The sequence below is a fragment of the Streptomyces sp. NBC_01288 genome (assembly GCF_035982055.1).
Classification (GTDB): Bacteria; Actinomycetota; Actinomycetes; order Streptomycetales; family Streptomycetaceae; genus Streptomyces.
Map to the genome: position 1 here is coordinate 5,610,195 of NZ_CP108427.1, position 17,321 is coordinate 5,627,515.

Consider the following 17,321-nt stretch of genomic DNA (forward strand, 5'->3'; position numbering starts at 1 on the left):
GCACCGCAGGGCGCACCAGTCACTGGTCCGCCGATTCGCGGAGGCGCGCCGCCACCGCCCTCAGGGGGAGGTGGTTTCCGGCCATCACAACACCAACGTCATCATGCCCGTGGGCCGCCCGCTGGCCCTTCTTCTGGGGATGCCGTCGGGAGAGGTTCTCGCCAAGTTCCGTACACCCCTGCCGGTGATCGAGGTTGTGCCGCGATTGTGGCGACGCGAGTCGGAGGTGCTGCGCGTGGTCGGCGAGCGTCTCAACGAAGTCCCGAGATGCCTGGCGGACTTCGGAGAATGGTCTCTGCACGGCTATCTGGCGGGCTGCGCGCTGGCCGAGGTCGCGCCGGCCGGGGAGCGTATCGGCCGGCGCAGGCTGGCGGTACTGGCGGACTTCTTCGCCCGGTTGGCGGATATCCCCGAGGATGCCCTGCCGCCGGTGCCGACCGATTGGCCGGTCAGTGGCGACAGCCAGGGGTTCCTCGGTCGCCTTGCCCGATTCTCGGAGCAGAGAGTCAACCGGTCCAATCGGCCGCGCTTCGGCAGCCTCTTCGACGCGGTCGGGATTCCGGGCGATGCGGTCAACCGGTTCCTGGACTCGGCCCCGAAGCTGGCCTCCCGCCCCTTCGCGCTTCTGCACACGGACGTTCACCGGGCCAATGTGCTGGCCACCCCCGGGCCGGATGGCGAGGGGCTCGTGGTCATCGACTGGGAACTCGCCCTGTACGGCGACCCGTTGCACGACCTGGCGACCCATCTGGTGCGGATGGAGTACGACAGCAAGGAGCGCGGGCTGATGATCGGGATGTGGGCGTCCGCGATGCGGCGAACCGGCCACGCTGACATGACCGTCGAGCTGAAGCGGGACCTGCGCACCTACCTCGGGTTCGAGTACGTGCAGTCGCTCTACCCTGATGTGATGCGTACGGCGCTGGAACTTCCGGACAGGCCCGCGAGGCGCGATGTGGTCCGCGCCGCAGAGCGGGTGTGCCGGGCTCTGCATCGGGCGAGCGGCCCGTTGGGTCTGGACGGGCTGCCGCACGAACGGGAAGTCCGCGAGGCCCTGCTCGACTGGCATGCGAAGGACCTGGTCCGGCGGATGGAGCGGCCCGACGGAGAGGGAGAGGTGGAGCGGGCGGAGATTCCGGCCGTCGGCCAGGTCTCAGTGAGCCATGACCACGCCCGGCCGGGGGAACACACCGGACGACGGGGAAATACGGCGGGTATTGGCGCTTCGGCCCACAGAGAGCCCACGGGTGTGGGGAGTTGATCCACCGACGGAAACCGTTGCGGAGGGTGGAGCGGCATGGCTGTCGACCTCGACGACGTCAAGGAAGCACGGGAGTTGCTGGCAGGCGCGCGATGTGTGCTGTTCGACTTCGATGGTCCGATCTGCCGTTTGTTCCCGAACGGTGCGTCGAGGTCCGTCGCCCGTGCTCTGGTGAGCAAGATCGATGAGCTGGGCTTCCCGGGAATGCTCAAGGAGGATGTGCGCACCGATGACGATCCCCACGCGGTGCTGGGGGCGGTGTACGAGGCGCGGCGGCGCTGGGACGTGGGCGGACTGCTGCCGCTCCTTGAGGCCATGGTGACCATGGGTGAACTGGAGGCGGCGAACAAGGCAGTGGACGGGCACTGGGGCACCCCGGGCGCCAGCCGGCTCATAGAGATGCTGTCCGGGCGGCAGGTCCGACTGGCTGTGGTCACCAACAACTCTCGCTGGGCCGCGGAACTCTATCTCCGGCGGATGAGCTTGCGACGCTGCTTCGAGTTCGTCCATGGCCGTGCCACGGACCTCGGTCTGATGAAGCCCGACCCTGACGTCCTGACTCGTGCCCTCGGCAGTCTGAAGCTGAGGCCGCAGGACGCGGTGATGATCGGTGACACCGGCACGGACGTCGAGGCGGCCAGACGGGCCGGAGTGCGATTCCTCGGGTTTGGGCGCAACACACGAAAAGTCACGGGACTGAGGGATGCCGGAGCCGAGACAGTCGTCAGCTCCTATCTGCCCTTGATCGAGAAGGAAAAGGGGCGCGGCTGTCAGTGAGCCACTCGGCAGGTCAGCACCATCCATAGCCGCATCGCCACCCATCGTGGTCAAAGGCAGGGTCGTGACGCCGAGTTGACCGCCCGTGCCGCACGCACAACCCACCTCCACGGCAGCGGAATGTGCGTGCAGCCTTCGACCTAAAGGAGAGCGGAGGTCAAGGCGCGGCGTCGAGCAGTGGAATCAACTCCTCCTCCTCGTACGTCAGATGAGCCTCCAGCGTCGACGTCAGCCGCTCCACCTCCGCCGGATCCGTGGTCGACGTGAGAGACTCGCGCAGTTCGTCCACCAGCTCCGCGATCCGTTCGTGTTCCTCGCGGAGGCGGGTCAGGGCCGCCGAGGCGAGGACCCGGTCGCCGTCGGGGGCTCTCGCCCGCCTCGGCCTCACTCGGAGGCCGGGTACCCGACTCGCTCACGGCACAAGGCCGACCCGGCAGTCATGAGGGGGGCGGTAGCGTCCGTCGTATGACTGACGCCACCGAATTCGAGGACATCCCCACGACCACCCTCGCCGATCTGCTCGGCCACGCGCAGGTGTTGGACCTCGGTGTCCGGGCGCTGTGGGGGCCGATGCCGCGGCTCGCCGGGCCGGCCTTCACCGTGCGGTGTCCGCCCGGCGACAACCTCATGCTGCACGCGGCCATCTACCGTGCCGAGCCCGGTTCGGTCGTCGTCGTGGAGTCGGGGGATGTGGAATACGCGCTCGCCGGCGGGAATGTGTGTGCCATCGCGCAGCGGCGCGGGATCGCCGGGTTCGTCGTCGACGGGGTGATCCGTGACGTGGGGGAGGTGCGGGCGGCCGGGTTCCCCGTGTTCGGGCGGGGGGTCGTGCCGATCCCGGGGGTCAAGAAGGCCGTACTGCCGTTGAACGGGCGAGTGCGGTGCGGGGGCGTCGCCGTCGACGCCGGGGATGTCGTGGTGGCCGACGAGGACGGGGTCGTGGTCGTGCCGGGTGCGCGGCGGGCCGAGGTGCTGTCGGGGGCGTCGGCGCGGTTGGTCCAGGAGGGCGCCGAGAGCCTTGACGAGTGGGAGGCCGCGCATCGGGCCCGGGTCGACGAGCTGCTGCGCGCGGGCGGGTTCGAGCGGTGACGTGCGGGGCGCGGGGGAGGAACGGCTGACGGGCGTGGCAGAGGAGAGGAAAGTGTCCGATCCTGTTGGCGATGCTCCTCTTCCTCGATGTCGACGGAACGCTGCTTCCCTTCGGTGCGTCGCGGCCCTACCCGGTGTACGAACCGGGCTTCGCGCTGCCGGCCGCCGCCGCCCCTCCGCTGCTGACCCGGATCGACCCCGCGCTCGGGCCGCGGCTCGCCGCGCTGCGGTGCGAACTGGTGTGGGCGACGACCTGGATGGACGACGCGAACGTGTGCGTCGCGCCCTGGCTCGGGTTGCCCCAACTCCCCCTGGTGGACTGGCTCGCACCGGAGGAGGGGAGTGAGAGTCCGACCAGCGGTCGCCTGCACTGGAAGACCCGGTCGCTTGTCGCCTGGGCCGCCGGGCGGCCCTTCGTGTGGGTCGACGACGAGATTCGGGACGCCGACCGCGACTGGGTGACCGCCCACCATCCCGAACGGGCGTTGTTGCGACGCGTCGACCATCGGTACGGGATCACGGGTGCGGACTTCGATGCGATGGAGGCGTGGTTGGCGGTCAACCAGTAGTGGGTGGTGGGTGGTTGGGGTCCATGGGGAGCGGTGAACCGTCAGAACGGGGGGTCGTCGTACGACAGTTGCCGCAGCCACCTCGCGCTCTCCGTCGCGCCCGCCGCCCGTGTCTCGTCGGACGCGCCCGGGAAGTGCCGGCCCCAGGAGACCGCGCGGCCGATGACGCCGAGCCGTCCCGCCAGGGTGAGCGCGCGGCGAAGTTCCTTGCCGGTACGGCCCGTTCCCGTCCAGGGTTCCAGGTAGGCGTCGCGTAGGCGGGGCAGGGCCTCGGGGCCGTGGCGTTCGGTGATCCGTCCCGCGGGGACCAGGAAGCTGTAGAACGGGTGCGACACGGCCGCGTCGCCCCAGTCGAAGAAGGTGAAGCGGCCGGGCTCCGGGTTGAACAACTGGCCGTCGTGCAGGTCGGAGTGGTCGAGGGAGTCGGGGATGCCCAAGTCGGCCAGTTCCGCACACCAGTTGAGCAGGCGGGGGCGTAGGGCGTGCAGGGTGGTGGGGTCGACGTCGGGGGTGGGGTGTCGTAGCGGCGCTGTCTGTTCCAGGACCGAGTGGATGAACTCCACTGTCCTGTCGAAGACTTGGGGGAGGGCCGTCGTGCGGGCGCTGGGGACGCCGAGGTGTTCGAGGTCCTTGGTGTACGGGACGAGGGTGCGCTGCATCGTCGCGTACTGGCGCAGCGGTTCTTCCCAGGCGCGGGCGTCGGTGGGGGTGCGGTCGAGGACCTGGCGGAAGAGTTCGCCGCCGTCGGGGAGCAGGGACCAGCCGCGGTCGGCGTCGACGGCGAGGGGTTCCAGGACGTACTCCGGGACCCAGCGGGCGAGTGCGGCGGTGAGCGGCGCCTCGAAGGCGCCGGCGGGGGGATTCGCCTTCAGCCATACCGAGGTGGAGGTGGTGGCGGCGTCTTCTACGGGGATGCGGACCAGGACGGACCACGGGCGCAGGCGTTCGCCCCGGCGGGCTGTCCCGCTCTCGTGCAGGCCCCTTGCCGTGAGTTCGCGGGTGGCCCAGGCGAGGACCTCACTCCGCCAAGTCGGCTGATCCCACGGGGTCTTGGCGCCCTCGTACCGGCCTCGGTCCATGACCGCCGATGTGTCGTCGTCACCGTTGTCGTGCATCGCGTCATTCCAGCAGCGGGGCCGCCCGGGTTCCATCGATTTCCGCGCGGTAGCGTGCCGATCATGGCGGACTGGGAGCTACGGCCCGCGTCGGCCGCCGACGCCGACGCGATCGCCGAGCTGCGTGCCGTCGTACTCCGCGATGACCTGGAACGGCTCGGCAGGTACGACGCGCGGCGGGTGCGGCAGCGGTTTCGGGACGGGTTCGAGCCGGGGTGCACCTGGGTGATCGAGGTGGGCGGGGCGTTCGCCGGGTGCGTGGCGCTACGGCCGGACGCGGGCGCCCGTTGCCACTGGCTGGAGCATTTCTATGTGGGCGCACAACACCAGGGGCGCGGGATCGGGTCCGGCGTGCTGGGGGAGCTGCTGGAGCGGTGTGATCGGGGCGGGGGCGGCGTCGTACGGCTGAATGTCCTGCGAGGGAGTCCGGCCCGGCGGTTGTACGAGCGGTACGGGTTCGTCGTCGAGGCGGAGGACCCGGTGGATGTGTTCATGGTGCGGGGGGAGCGGGAAGCGGCCGCCTGAGCCGCGTCTTCGGCGTCCGGACCGGCCCGGCCTGACATTCTCGGGGGCTGTGTCGTCGTACGGGTATGAACACAACGATCCGGTATGTCAGCCTCGGTCTGCTGGCCGTGGTCAGCCTGTACACAGGGCTGTGGGCCTACTTCTCGCCGACGGGGTGGTACGCCGACTTCCCCGGGCTCGGGCTGAGTTGGCTGCCCCAGCTCGGCCCCTACAACGAACACCTCGTCAAGGACGCGGGGTCGATGTTCCTCGCGCTGGCCTGTCTGACGGTCATCGCGCTGCGCCACGTGCGGAACACCCGGCTGGTGCAGACGACGGGTGCGGTGTGGCTGGTCTTCAACGTGCTGCACTTCAGCTATCACGTACAGCACCTCGACATGTACGGGACGCGTGACCAGGTGCTGAATGTCGTGTCCCTGAGCGCGTTGGTGCTGTTGTCGGCGGTGTTGCTGGTACCGGCGTTTCCTGGACGGCGGGGTGACACCCAGTGAAGGAGAGGGACGGCATGCGGGTGGCGGTGGCGGGCGGCACCGGGCTCGTCGGGCGGTACGTGGTCGAGGAGTTGGTCGCGGCCGGGCGGGAACCGGTGGTGCTGAGCCGGTCGCGGGGTGTGGACCTGGCCGCGGGCGGCGCGGGGCTCGACGCGGCGCTGGAGGGTGTGGACGCCGTGGTCGACGTGAGCAACGTGACGACCACGAGCGCGCGGAAGTCGGTCGCGTTCTTCGAGGCCGTCGGGCGCAATCTGCTCGACGCGGGGGAGCGGGCCGGCGTACGGCATCACGTGGCGCTGTCGATCGTCGGCATCGACCGGGTCGGACTCGGCTACTACCAGGGCAAACTCCGCCAGGAGGACGTGGTGCGGGGTGGGGCGGTGCCGTGGTCGGTGCTGCGTGCGACGCAGTTCCACGAGTTCGCCGAGCAGACCCTCGAACGGGTGCCGAAGCCGTTCGCGGTGGTGCCGCGGATGCGGACCCAGCCGGTCGCCGCGCGGGAGGTGGCGCAGCACCTGGTGAAGCTCGCGGTGGGTCCGGCTCAGGGCATGGCCCCGGATCTCGCCGGGCCACGCGTCGAGCAACTCGTGGACATGGTGCGGCGGTTGCTGCGGGCTCGGGGGGAACGGCGGTTGGTGGTGCCGGTGCGGATGCCGGGTGGGGTGGGGGCGGCCATGACGGGGGACGGGCAGTTGCCGGTGGGGGGTGGGGCGCGGGGTCGGCAGACGTTTGATGAGTGGCTTGCGCGAGACGTGGCGAAGGGCGCGCGGGCCGAGCGGGAATGGCAGGGAGGATGAGCGCCGCCGTGCCGCCTGACTCGCCGTCCGACTCGCCGATCGACTCGCCGTCCGGAACAGGCCAGGACCCGGCCGAACCGGCCGACCCGCCCGTCCCGACCCTCGGTTCCCTCATGGCCGAGCGTCGTCGGCTGCTCAACCTCGGGTACCGGATGCTCGGTTCGGTGCAGGATGCCGAGGACGTCGTACAGGAGACGTACGCCCGTTGGTACGCGCTGTCCGAGGAGGGGCAGCGGGCGATCGACGCGCCGATGGCGTGGCTGACCCGGGTCGCCTCGCGGATCTGCCTGGACCAGTTGGGGTCGGCGCGGGCCCGGCGGGAGCGGTACACCGGTGAGTGGCTGCCGGAGCCGGTGCGGCACGGGGCCGGGTGGGTCGGTACGGGCGGCGGTGCGGGTGCCGAGGATCCCGCCGACCGGATCACCCTGGACGAGTCGGTCAGCATGGGGATGCTGGTGCTGCTCGACTCGATGACTCCCGCGGAGCGCGTCGCCTTCGTCCTCCACGACGTCTTCGGCCTGCCGTTCACCGAGATCGCCGAGACGGTCGGCCGTACGCCCGCCGCCTGCCGCCAACTCGCCTCCTCCGCCCGCCGCCGCCTGGCCCGGCGCCCGCCCGGCAGCGCCACGGCGGAGGAACACGGGCGCGTCGTCTCCGCGTTCCGCGAGGCCTGCGAGACCGGGGACCTCGACGCGCTGGTCGCGCTGCTCGACCCGGCGGTCGAGTCGCGCAGCGACGGGGGCGGCAAGGTGCGGGCGGCCCTGCGTCCGGTCGTCGGCCGGGACAAGGTGGCTCGCCTCTTCCTCGGGCTCATGCGGCGGGAACCCGAGGTGGAGCTTGTCGAGGAGGACGTGAACGGGATGCCCGGGGTGGCGGTACGGATCTGCGGGACCACGTTCGCCGTGCTTTCGGTGGGGGTCGGGGGTGGGCTGATCACCGATGTGTGGCTGGTGGTCAATCCGGACAAGCTGCGGGCTTGGAACGGGTACGGGGACGGCCATGAGCATGGCCATGGGCACGGCCATGGGCAGGGCGGCGGTGGCGGGGCTCCGTGATGCCTTCGCTCGTCCTGGGTGCCGTCACTTTCATGTCCGGCTGAGAGGCCGTCACCGCCTGCGCGATCTCCTCCTTCTATGTGAAGTGGGAGTACATGGCGCCCTTCGTGACGCCGCCGCGTGCCTGGATCTCGTTGAGCTCGCGGCCGCGTAGCCGCGCTCATCGAAGACGTCCGCCGCCCCCACCAGTGGTCGGCGCCCCGCGGCCACGGCTTCTACGAACCGATCGGACGCGCTTCTCCTGGACGACGGGTCGGCCGACGTCGAACTGACCATCGCCTGCACCGATGTGGCACTGCACGGCAACCGCCTCGCGGGAATGACCACGGACGTCGGTCCGGCCCGGGGCGCCGTGTGCCTGGGCCGTGGCCGGACGGTACTCAACTGCGTGCGCGGCTCCGTCCACCGGCGGTTGCGCGGCGCGCACGCGGAGGTTCCCGGAGTCCTGCCGGAGCAGGCCGAGCCCCTGCCCGCGCACGAGGTGGGCAGGGCGCGCGGGAGCGACGTGGTGCTCGGCCGCCGGCCGGCCGGTGAGGAGGGGTGGCCGTTGCGCGTCACTGGACGCACCCCACGCTCTTCGCTCCCCCCCGACCGACCATGTGCCGGGGATGCTCCCGCTGGAGGCGGCGCGCCAGGCGGCCCAGCGCCTCCTGGGCCCCGATCCTGTGCTGGTGACCAGAATGATCAACCGCTTCCACCGGTACGTGGAGTTCGACACCCCCTGCTTCGTCCGGGCCCGGCTGGCCCCGCCCGCGCACGGCGACGGCGCGTACGAGGTGCGGGTGACCGCCGAACAGAACGGCGGGACCGCCTTCGAGTGCCTGCTGACAGCCCGCGCCGGGTCGGCGCCATCGGGCGCCCGCCGATGAACCGCCCTCGCGTCCTCGTCACCGGCGCGTCCGGATTCATCGGCGGCGCGGTCCTTCCTCTCCTGCGGTCCACGGGGGCCCATGTGCGCGTGCTGGCCCACCACCGTTCGGTGACGCCGGGGCCGTACGTCGAGATCGTGGACGGCGACCTCACGGACCCCACGACCCTGCGCGGCATCGGCCGGGACGTGGACGCCGTCCTGCATCTGGCCTCGTACATCGGCAAGGACGAGGACCGGTGCGCCGCGGTGAACGTCGAGGGCACGCGCCGTCTGGTGGAGGAGGCCGGGCGCGCCGGTGTGGCCGCGTTCGTGCAGCTGAGCACCGCGGCCGTGTACGGCGACGGGCCGTTCCGGGAGCTGCGGGAGGGCGACGCGGAGCCGCGCCCCGTCTCACCGACCAGCCGCAGCCGGCTGCGCGGCGAGCGGTTCGTGCTCGGGGCGGGCGGGGCGGTGCTCCGCCCCTACCTCGTCTACGGCACCGGTGACCGGTGGGTGATGCCGGGCCTGCTGCGTGTGGTGCGAGCCCTGCGCTCGGGGCTGCCCGGGCGTGGTGGCGCGCTGCTCTCCCTCACCGAGGTCGGCAGCCTCGCCGCGTCCCTCGCCCACATGGTGGTGGGAACGCCGCCGAGGCGGGCGACCGGCGTCTTCCACGCCTGCCCGTCCCGGCCCGTCAGCCTGCGCGAACTGGTCGTGGCGGCGCACCTGCACCTCGGCTTCCCGCTGGTGGGCGGCGAGCAGTCGTTCGAGGGGGCCCGCGCGGAACTGGTGCGCGCCGGGTGCGACGGGCACCTCCTGGATCTGTTCGGAGTCGACCACTGGTTCGACGCGACCCGGCTGGCCGAGCTGGGGGGCCGCGTGCCCGACACCGGCCTCTCGGCGGGTCTTGCGGCCCACGCCGCCTGGTACCGCGCCCAGTTGCTCTGACCCGGGTCCCGGCCTGCCCTGCTTCCCGACGATGCCGTCGACGGCCTTGATCGCCCGGCCCTGTACGCCGTGCTGCCCGACGCGGACACCCTGATCGTGCGCGGCGGCACCCAGGTCGACGCCGAGGCGCTCGACACCGGGCGCCGCGGCTGCGCGTCGTCGGCCGCGCGGGCGTAGGCCTGGACAACGTGGACACCGTCACGGCCGCCGGGCGCGGCATCCCCGTGGTCAACGACGACGCCGACGCGCCGCGCGGCCGACTCCAGCGCGACAAGCCCGCCCAGGCTCCAGCCGAACAGGTCCACGCCCTGCTCCCTGCCGCGCCGGTTCAGCACATGGACCGGTCCGGCCACGTCCAGCGCGTCCACGACCGGCTGCCGGCCGGCGGTATCGGCCGTGACACCGGGCACGATGAGAAGAGGCCTGCCCGAACCCGCCCGTCGGGTCGGAGTGAGCGTGACCGCCTCGCGTTCCACGTGCTTCACCACAGCGCTCCAGCTTCCCGCGAGGATCCGCGTGCCCCTGAACGGGCGTACATGACAGGCACCACGACACGTCCGGATGCGGGAAACGCCAGGCACTCACCCGATGCCCGACGCCTCGGTGAACCGCGTCACCAGGGAGACGAACCGGCCGGAGTCCTGGACGAGCATCGCGTGGCCGGCGTCGGGGAACATGACCAGCTCGGCGTGCTTGGCCCGCTGAGCGATGATGCTCGCGTTCTTGGGCGGCGTGATCTTGTCGAGGGAGCCGTTGGTGATCAGCATCGGGATGGTGCTGTCGGGCAGCTTGTCCCAGGTGCCCTCGAAGGACCCGTACGCCTGTCCGGCCTGGTACTGACGCAGCAGCGTCTCGTCGCCGACCTTCTCGGGCGGGATCAGACCGAGCTGCTCGATGTACGCGGCCCGCGCGGCGGTGGCGTCGGCGGGGAAGAGCAGGTCCATCATCTGCGGCCCCGTGGTCTTCGGGCTGTTGAGCTCCTTGGCCACGGCGGCCGGCGTGTTGATGGCCTCGCTGCCGCCGAGGTCGCCGCCGGTGCTCACGAGCGCGCTGATCGCACCCGGGTGGAGCGCGGCGACGGTCAGGCCGATCTCGCCGCCCATCGACCAGCCGAGCAGCGCGGGGTGCCGTAGACCCAGCGCCTTGATCAGACCGACGGTGTCGTCCGCCATGAGGGGAATGGTGTCGGGGACCGAGGTGTCGTCGGTCGTGTAGCCGACGCCGCGGTTGTCGAAGATCGTGACGCGGTAGTGCCGGCCGAGCCGGCTCAGCAGGTCGACCGTCCAGTCGCTCATGGTGCCGGTGTCGCCCATGACCATGAGGAGGTCGGGGCCGGAGCCGAACTGGCGGTAGCCGATCCTGATGCCGTCGACCGGGATCCGGCGCACCGGTCCGAGGAACGCGCCCCGCCCGCTCGGGGCGGAGTTCGGGACGACGGTCGACGCCGCCTTGGTAGCGGTGATCGCCGTGGCCCGCGTGCTCGGCCTGCTGCTGGAAGCGCCGGTCGCGTGCCCACCGCCGGACGAACAGGCGACCGCTCCGAGGGCCACCGTGGCGACGGCCACGGCCAGCCGGGGCAGGGTGCGGGCACGCGGCGTGCGGTGCGATGCGGACATGAGGGACCTCCGTGCTGGTCATGTGCGGGTGGGGGGTTGAGCAGGATGAGATGAGCTGTGGGTCCGGTGCGCGGGTCGAGCGCCGTGCCGCGGGTTGTCCCGTGGGCGGTTCCGCGACGCAGACGTAGGCGCCCGGGCCGTGGGCTGCTCCGCGACTCAGGCGTAGGCGCCCGGGCGGTGGGCCGGCTTGGTCGCGTCGCGGTCGGCCCGTGCCTGGAGCAGCTGGCCGCGGATGACGATCGTGCCCAGGCGGACGACGACCTCGCCGACCGCCATCAGGAGCAGGGCGACGACCCAGGCCTGGCCGCTGGTGACGTTGTGCGCGGCGGAGAAGCTGGTCACGTGCGCGGCGCCGGAGGGGTGCGTGGACCACACCGCGAAGCCCAGGCGGAAGCCCATGCTGATGATCCAGAGTGCGGCAGCACTGCGGGAGGCCTTGATCAGCACATGCCCGTCGGCGTGCCGGACCCGGGTGAGCAGACCGCCGGCGAGGCCGAGGACGACCCCGGTGACGGCGAAGACCACGGCCAGCGGGACGTCGTTGCCGGCGGTCGGGATGTCGGTCAGGTAGTTGCTGGCCGCCCAGGCGATCATGCCGAGCGGGAGCAGGATGGTGCGGGTGGTCAGCCGCTCCTCGCGCAGCTGGCGAAGGACGATGAGCAGGAGCGCGATGTCGATGAACCAGTCGGTCGTTGTCATGGGTACGAGCATTCGCCGACGCGCCCCGAACTCCTTCAACCCAGGGGTGTAACCCGGGTTGAGGTCCGCGCCGCTACCGCTCGGTGTTGTCGACCAGGCCGAAGCGCCAGGCCCAGGCGATCAGCGCGCCGCGATCCTCCAGCGCCAGCTTGGCCAGGACGTGGTTGAGGTGCGTTTTCACCGTCGCCAGGCTGACGACCATCTCGCGCGCCACCTGCCGGTTGTTCAGCCCCTTCGCCAGGAGGCGTACGACGTCGACCTCCCGCCTGGTCAGCCCCTCGGCCTCGGGAGGGAGCGTCGTCGGCGAGGACGCGGGCGCGGCGGCGGGCGCCTCGGGCCGCGTCACGACGAGCTGCACGAGCCGTCGCTGCACGGCCGGGTCGAGGACGGTCCGGCCGGCCGCCACCTCCCGGACCGCGGCCAGCACCGCCTCGCCGGTCGCGTCCTTGGTCAGGTAACCGAGTGCGCCGGCCCGCAGCGCGGGCATCACCGCGTCGTCGTCGGCGAACGTCGTCAGGATCAGTACCCGTGTCCCGATGCCCGCCGCCAGTATCTCGGCCGTCACCTGCGCGCCGTCGAGCCCGGGCATCCGCAGGTCGACGAGGGCGACGTCGGGCCGCTCCGCCACGGCGAGCCGCACCGCCTCGTTCCCGTCACCGGCCTGCCCGACCACCTCGATGTCCGCCGCCGAGGTCAGCAGCAGCACCACCCCGTCCCGCACCACCGCCTGGTCGTCCGCGACCAGCACCCGAATCGTCACGCGTCCGCCTTCCCGTCTGCCGTCATGCCGCCGGTGTTGGTGCCAGGCGCGTGAGTGCCGCCCGAGTGAGTGCTGCCTGCGTCAGTGCCGTCTGCGTCAGTGCCATCTGGGACAGCGCCGCCTGCATCAGTGCCGCCTACGACAGCGCCGTCCGCCGCGGCACCATTCTCAACAGCGGTGTCCGCCGCGGCGCCGGCGCCCTCCACGACCGGCACACGGAGCGCGATCCGCCAGCCCGGTCCCTCGGGCGCGGGTCCGGCGGCCAACGAGCCGCCGACGGCCTCGATCCGCTCGGCCATGCCGCGCAGCCCCGTGCCGCTGCCCTGTACTCCCGACGGGCCGCGACCGGCCGGCAGCCCGCGGTCCCGCACGACAGCCCGCAGCTCGGAGCCCTCCCACGCCAGGTCCACGTCGATGGCGCTACCGGTCGCGTACCGCGCCGCGTTCGTCATGGCCTCCTGCACCGCCCGGTACACCGCGTGCCCGGCCTCGGGTGCGAGCCGACCGGTCCGGCCGCTGACGCGCAGCCGCGCCTCGCCCGGAAAACCCCTGGTCAGGCCGTCGATATCGGCCACACCCCGGAGCGGTACGGAACGCAGCGCACCCACCGCCGCGCGGGCCTCCTGTACTCCGTCGCGCGCGAGCTCGGCGGCGCGGTCCAGCGGCCCGGTCAGCGTCGCCGGAGCACCGTCACGCCGCGCGATCGCCCTGACCGCCTGCAACTGCATGGACAGTCCGGCGAGGCTGTGCGCGAGCACGTCGTGCATCTCGTGGGCGATCCGCCTGCGCTCCTCAAGGGCCGCCGCCTCCTGTCGGGCGGCGCGGGACGCCTCCACTTCGGCCAGCAGCGCGACCGCGCGGTCCCGCTCGGCCTGGAGCGCGGCGTGCTCGATCGAACGGTCGGCGAGCAGCCACACCCCGACGGCCGACAGCAGGCCGGCCACGCTGCCGAAGATCACCATGACCGCGACGCCGAAGCCGACAGCCAGCAGCGCGACGCAGGCGTTGCGCACCGGCCCGGCCGGGATGCACATCGGCAGCACGGCGGCGGCGGCCAGCACGGGAACCTCGCCGAGCCCGTTGGGCACGAGAGCCATGACGGCGAAGCCCGTCCCGATGGTCAGCGCGACGCCGAACCAGGTCAGCGGCGTCGGCAGGGCCCGGCCACTGAGCACCATGCCCAGCTCCGCGCAGAGCCCGAGCACGGCGACGACCACCTTCAACGCCGCCCCGTCGGCCGCGATCACCGAGACCACCACGCAGGCGATCAGCGCGCCCGCGCCGATCACGTCACCCCGCTCGAAGATCCGGCGGTGTCCGGGCCCGGCCGCGGACCGGACCATGTCGGGCCACATACTCACCATTCCCGCGCTCCGTTCGCCATCGTCCGGCTCCCGCCGTCCGCGCACGGCGCGTCCCCCACGTGACCACGGCTACGTCGAGCACGACCGACGCGGTGCACGCACGGTCGGCGGCGCACGGCGGCGAGCATATATGTGGCGTCGGCACGCGCCTCGCCGCGCCCGGCGACCGGCCCGGCACGTGGCATGGCGCACTTTTGCAAGCGGGTGCTTGCAAAAGTTAGCGCGGGTGGTGCAAGGTGGAGGCATGGCAACGCTCAACGTCGGCAATCTCGGGGAGTATCTGCGTGAGCAGCGGCGCAACGCGCAGCTGTCTCTGCGGCAGCTCGCCGATGCCGCCGGGGTGTCGAATCCGTATCTGAGCCAGATCGAGCGCGGGCTGCGCAAGCCGAGCGCGGAGGTGTTGCAGCAGGTCGCCAAGGCGCTGCGGATCTCCGCCGAGACGCTGTACGTGCGAGCCGGCATCCTCGACGCCGAGCGGGACCGGGACGAGGTCGAGACGCGTGCCGTCATCCTCGCCGATCCCACGCTCACCGAACGGCAGAAGCAGGTGCTGCTTCAGATCTACGAGTCCTTCCGCAAGGAGAACGGGTTCGAGATCGCCGACGGGGGCGAGGACGGCGGCAGTAGCGGTAGCAGTAGCCCCGGCGTGGCCGATGTCGGCGACGGTGGCGAGGGCGGCGACAGTGCCGCGCCGCACGAGACCGCCGGTTGACCCGCGGACGTACACATCACACAACCCTCAGCTGATAGCAACCGGGAGGACCATCACCATGGCCATCACCGATGACCTGCGCAAGACCCTGAGCGACCCCACCCCCCTCTACTTCGCCGCCGGCACCGCCGACCTCGCGCTCCAGCAGGCCAAGAAGGTTCCCGGCCTGGTCGAGCAGCTGCGTGCCGAGGCGCCGGCCCGGATCGACGCCGTGCGCGGCACCGACCCGAAGGCCGTGCAGGAGAAGGCCGCCGCCCGTGCCAAGGAGGCCGGTGCCAAGGCCAAGGGGGCGCAGGAGAACCTCCAGACCAAGGTCAACGAGTTCATCACCAGCCTCGACGGTGACCTCAAGAAGCTCAGCAGCACCTTCGACGCCGACCTGAAGAAGTTCGGCGAGTCCGCCCAGGACTTCGCGCTGCGCGGTGTCGGCGTCGCCGCCGAGTACGCCGTCAAGGCCCGCGAGGCGTACGAGAAGGTCGCCGAGCACGGCGAGCAGGCCGTGAAGACCTGGCGCGGCGAGGCCGCCGACGAGATCGAGGAGCTGGCCGTCGCGGTCGAGCCCGACCCGACTCCGGTGGCCGAGCCCGTCGTGGTGAAGGCCGAGACCCCGGCCCCGGCCGCTCCGGCGAAGAAGCCCGCCGCGCCCGCGAAGAAGGCCCCGGCCCGCAAGACCACCGCCAAGAAGACCACTCCGCCCGCCAAGTAACACGTACGGGTGATCGGTAACGGGTCGGGCACTCCATGAGTGCCCGGCCCGTTCTTCGGGTAGCGGGAATCCGGTTGCGGGTACGGTGACCGCGTAGGAACTAGCCGAGTCTGGTGGTGGACGTAGTGCTGATGCAGGGCTTCGCAGGGTTCATGTGGCTGTTGAGCACCGCCCTGATCATTTTCAGCGGCTTCGCACTCGTCGACGCCGCCACGCGTCGCGAGGACGCCTACCGCGCGGCGGACAAGAAGACCAAGCCGTTCTGGCTGATCGTCCTCGGGATCGCCTTCGTGGTGAACCTGATCTTCAACATCCTGTCGTTCCTGCCGATCATCGGCCTCGTCGCGACCATCGTGTACATGGTCGACGTGCGCCCGGCCCTCCGCGGCCTCCCCGGCGGCGGCCGCAGCCGCAGAGGCGGCTCCAGCAGCGACGGCCCCTACGGCCCGTACAACGGCGGCCGCTGAAGCCGTACGACGACCACCGCACCGACCGGTCGCCCCGCTCGCTACGGAGCTACGGCGCCCGGTCCAGCAGCACTACCGCCACGTCGTCCGTCAGCTCGCCCCCGTTGAGGTCGCGGACCTCGTTGACCGCGGCCCGGAGCAGCTCCTCGCCCCGCAGCCCCTCGGCGAGCTGGCGGCGGACCATCGCCACCATGCCGTCCTGGCCGAGCCGTTCGCGGCGGCCCTCGCCGATCCGGCCCTCGATCAGGCCGTCGGTGTAGAGCATCAGGCTCCACTCCGCGCCCAGTTCGACCTGCATCCGGGGCCAGCGGGCGCCGGGGAGCAGGCCGAGAGCGGGGCCGTTGTTGTCGTAGGGGAGCAGTTCGGCGGGGCGGCCGGGGCGGGCCAGCAGTGGGGACGGGTGGCCGGCCAGGCAGAGGCCCGCGCGGCGGCCGTCGGGGGCGATGTCGACCGTGCAGAGCGTCGCGAAGATCTCGTCGTCGGAGCGCTCGTGCTCCAGGACCTGTTGCAGCGTGCCGAGCAGCTGGTCGCCGCAGAGGCCCGCCAGGGTCAACGCGCGCCAGGCGATGCGGAGTTCGACGCCGAGCGCGGCCTCGTCGGGGCCGTGGCCGCAGACGTCGCCGATCATCGCGTGCACGGTGCCGTCGGGGGTGCGCACGGTGTCGTAGAAGTCGCCGCCGAGCAGCGCGCGGGAGCGGCCGGGGCGGTAGCGGGCGGCGAAGCGCAGCGGGGAGCCCTCCAGGAGGGGGGTGGGCAGCAGGCCGCGTTCGAGGCGGGCGTTCTCCTGGGCGCGCAGCTTGGACTCGGTGAGCTTGCGCTCCGCGCGGTCGGAACGCTTCCGCTCCACCGCGTAGCGGATCGCGCGGCTCAGCAGCCGGCCGTCCAGCTCGTCGCGGAAGAGATAGTCCTGGGCGCCCACGCGGACCGCCTCGGCGCCGCGCTCGGTGTCGCCGGACGCGGTGAGGGCGAGGACGGCGTGGTGCGGCGCGATCCGCAGCACGTGCTTGAGCACGGCCAGCTCGTCGTCGGTGCCGTCCCCGGCCCGGGCGGGGGCGGGCAGCGCGAGGTCCAGCAGGATGCAGTGGACGTCGTCGGTGAGCAGCCGCTCGGCCTCGGTGAGGTTGCGGGCGGTGCGGATCCGGATCGGCTTGCCGGTCGGGTCGAGCAGCTCGGGCACGACGGGTGAGCCGCCGGGGTCGTCCTCGATCATCAGCAGGGTGAGGTGACCGGTCGGGGTGCCGTGGGCAGGGGCCTGGGCGTGGGCAGCACCGGGCGTGGCGTCGGCCGGGCGGTCGTCCGCCTTGCCGTCGTCGGCCTTGTCCTGCGGGCGCGGAGCCTCCGTGGCTTCGGAGACGGCTTCGGACACGGCTCCGGGCACGGCCGTGGAGGCGGCTGCGGAGCTGTCCCCGGTGAGGCCTCCGGAACTGTCTCCGGAGCGGCCGCCGATCGCGGGCTCGGTCTGCGCCTGACCACTTTCCGCGGCCGGGACCGCTCTCTGCCGCGGTATGGGTGCGGGCATCGTC

Annotated in this window: 19 protein-coding genes and 1 pseudogene; 13 read left to right on the top strand and 7 right to left on the bottom strand. The window is 71.9% G+C overall.

Annotated elements, in window-relative coordinates; genetic code table 11:
- Positions 1–70 precede the first annotated feature (70 nt).
- Entirely contained in the window at positions 71–1,261 is a 1,191-nt protein-coding gene (locus tag OG194_RS25235; RefSeq protein WP_327403072.1) for a phosphotransferase family protein, read from the top strand.
- Positions 1,262–1,297: 36 nt separating this feature from the next.
- On the top strand, positions 1,298–2,038 hold the full coding sequence (locus OG194_RS25240) for an HAD family hydrolase (RefSeq protein WP_327403073.1): 741 nt from the start codon (positions 1,298–1,300) through the stop codon (positions 2,036–2,038).
- A 157-nt stretch (positions 2,039–2,195) separates the two neighbouring features.
- Here OG194_RS25240 and OG194_RS25245 read toward each other — a convergent pair.
- Positions 2,196–2,381 (bottom strand): annotated as a pseudogene (locus tag OG194_RS25245) (hemerythrin domain-containing protein); the annotation flags it as partial.
- Between the two features lie 122 nt (positions 2,382–2,503).
- On the opposite strand from OG194_RS25245, the gene OG194_RS25250 reads away from it, so the two are divergent.
- Together OG194_RS25250 and OG194_RS25255 are read left to right on the top strand one after the other, a co-directional pair.
- Positions 2,504–3,127, top strand: a complete 624-nt coding sequence (locus OG194_RS25250) for an RraA family protein (protein ID WP_327403074.1) — start codon at positions 2,504–2,506, stop codon at positions 3,125–3,127.
- A 71-nt stretch (positions 3,128–3,198) separates the two neighbouring features.
- Positions 3,199–3,696, top strand: coding sequence for an HAD domain-containing protein (locus OG194_RS25255; RefSeq protein ID WP_327403075.1), 498 nt, complete (start codon positions 3,199–3,201; stop codon positions 3,694–3,696).
- 41 nt (positions 3,697–3,737) lie between these two features.
- On the opposite strand, the gene OG194_RS25260 is transcribed toward OG194_RS25255, so the two are convergent.
- Entirely contained in the window at positions 3,738–4,811 is a 1,074-nt protein-coding gene (locus tag OG194_RS25260) for an aminoglycoside phosphotransferase family protein (RefSeq protein WP_327403076.1), read from the bottom strand.
- Positions 4,812–4,874: 63 nt separating this feature from the next.
- Between OG194_RS25260 and OG194_RS25265 the strand changes: the two genes are divergently transcribed.
- The 6 genes from OG194_RS25265 (at position 4,875) to OG194_RS25290 (ending at position 9,474) form a co-directional block, all read left to right on the top strand.
- The gene (locus OG194_RS25265) at positions 4,875–5,336 is read left to right on the top strand and encodes a GNAT family N-acetyltransferase (RefSeq protein WP_327403077.1); all 462 of its coding nucleotides are present in this window, start codon (positions 4,875–4,877) and stop codon (positions 5,334–5,336) included.
- A gap of 65 nt (positions 5,337–5,401) precedes the next feature.
- Positions 5,402–5,827, top strand: a complete 426-nt coding sequence (locus OG194_RS25270) for a hypothetical protein (RefSeq protein ID WP_327403078.1) — start codon at positions 5,402–5,404, stop codon at positions 5,825–5,827.
- A 14-nt stretch (positions 5,828–5,841) separates the two neighbouring features.
- A complete protein-coding gene (locus tag OG194_RS25275) occupies positions 5,842–6,624 on the top strand; it encodes an SDR family oxidoreductase (protein ID WP_327403079.1) in 783 nt (260 codons plus the stop codon).
- Positions 6,625–6,737: 113 nt separating this feature from the next.
- On the top strand, positions 6,738–7,679 hold the full coding sequence (gene sigJ, locus OG194_RS25280; protein ID WP_327407201.1) for an RNA polymerase sigma factor SigJ: 942 nt from the start codon (positions 6,738–6,740) through the stop codon (positions 7,677–7,679).
- A gap of 599 nt (positions 7,680–8,278) precedes the next feature.
- On the top strand, positions 8,279–8,548 hold the full coding sequence (locus OG194_RS25285) for a hypothetical protein (RefSeq protein ID WP_327403080.1): 270 nt from the start codon (positions 8,279–8,281) through the stop codon (positions 8,546–8,548).
- On the top strand, positions 8,545–9,474 hold the full coding sequence (locus OG194_RS25290; protein ID WP_327403081.1) for an NAD-dependent epimerase/dehydratase family protein: 930 nt from the start codon (positions 8,545–8,547) through the stop codon (positions 9,472–9,474). Before OG194_RS25285 ends, OG194_RS25290 begins: the two co-directional genes overlap by 4 nt.
- 581 nt (positions 9,475–10,055) lie before the next feature.
- On the opposite strand, the gene OG194_RS25295 is transcribed toward OG194_RS25290, so the two are convergent.
- From OG194_RS25295 to OG194_RS25310, 4 genes are all read right to left on the bottom strand, one after another.
- Entirely contained in the window at positions 10,056–11,090 is a 1,035-nt protein-coding gene (locus OG194_RS25295) for an alpha/beta fold hydrolase (RefSeq protein WP_327403082.1), read from the bottom strand.
- Between the two features lie 156 nt (positions 11,091–11,246).
- A complete protein-coding gene (locus OG194_RS25300) occupies positions 11,247–11,789 on the bottom strand; it encodes a hypothetical protein (RefSeq protein WP_327403083.1) in 543 nt (180 codons plus the stop codon).
- A 73-nt stretch (positions 11,790–11,862) separates the two neighbouring features.
- Complete coding sequence (locus OG194_RS25305) at positions 11,863–12,549, bottom strand: response regulator transcription factor (protein WP_327403084.1); 687 nt, start codon at positions 12,547–12,549, stop codon at positions 11,863–11,865.
- Positions 12,546–13,913 carry a sensor histidine kinase gene (locus tag OG194_RS25310; protein ID WP_327403085.1) on the bottom strand — a complete coding sequence of 456 codons (1,368 nt, stop codon included), beginning with the start codon at positions 13,911–13,913 and terminating at the stop codon, positions 12,546–12,548. The genes OG194_RS25305 and OG194_RS25310 overlap by 4 nt, the downstream gene beginning before the upstream one ends.
- A gap of 244 nt (positions 13,914–14,157) precedes the next feature.
- On the opposite strand from OG194_RS25310, the gene OG194_RS25315 reads away from it, so the two are divergent.
- From OG194_RS25315 to OG194_RS25325, 3 genes are all read left to right on the top strand, one after another.
- Positions 14,158–14,625 carry a helix-turn-helix domain-containing protein gene (locus OG194_RS25315; RefSeq protein WP_327403086.1) on the top strand — a complete coding sequence of 156 codons (468 nt, stop codon included), beginning with the start codon at positions 14,158–14,160 and terminating at the stop codon, positions 14,623–14,625.
- A gap of 58 nt (positions 14,626–14,683) precedes the next feature.
- On the top strand, positions 14,684–15,331 hold the full coding sequence (locus tag OG194_RS25320) for a hypothetical protein (RefSeq protein WP_327403087.1): 648 nt from the start codon (positions 14,684–14,686) through the stop codon (positions 15,329–15,331).
- Between the two features lie 131 nt (positions 15,332–15,462).
- Positions 15,463–15,798, top strand: coding sequence for a DUF2516 family protein (locus tag OG194_RS25325; protein ID WP_327407202.1), 336 nt, complete (start codon positions 15,463–15,465; stop codon positions 15,796–15,798).
- Between the two features lie 49 nt (positions 15,799–15,847).
- Here the strand turns inward: OG194_RS25325 and OG194_RS25330 are convergent, their stop codons facing one another.
- Positions 15,848–17,317 (bottom strand): PP2C family protein-serine/threonine phosphatase, encoded by a 1,470-nt coding sequence (locus OG194_RS25330; protein WP_327403088.1) that lies wholly within the window; start codon positions 17,315–17,317, stop codon positions 15,848–15,850.
- Positions 17,318–17,321: the final 4 nt, after the last annotated feature.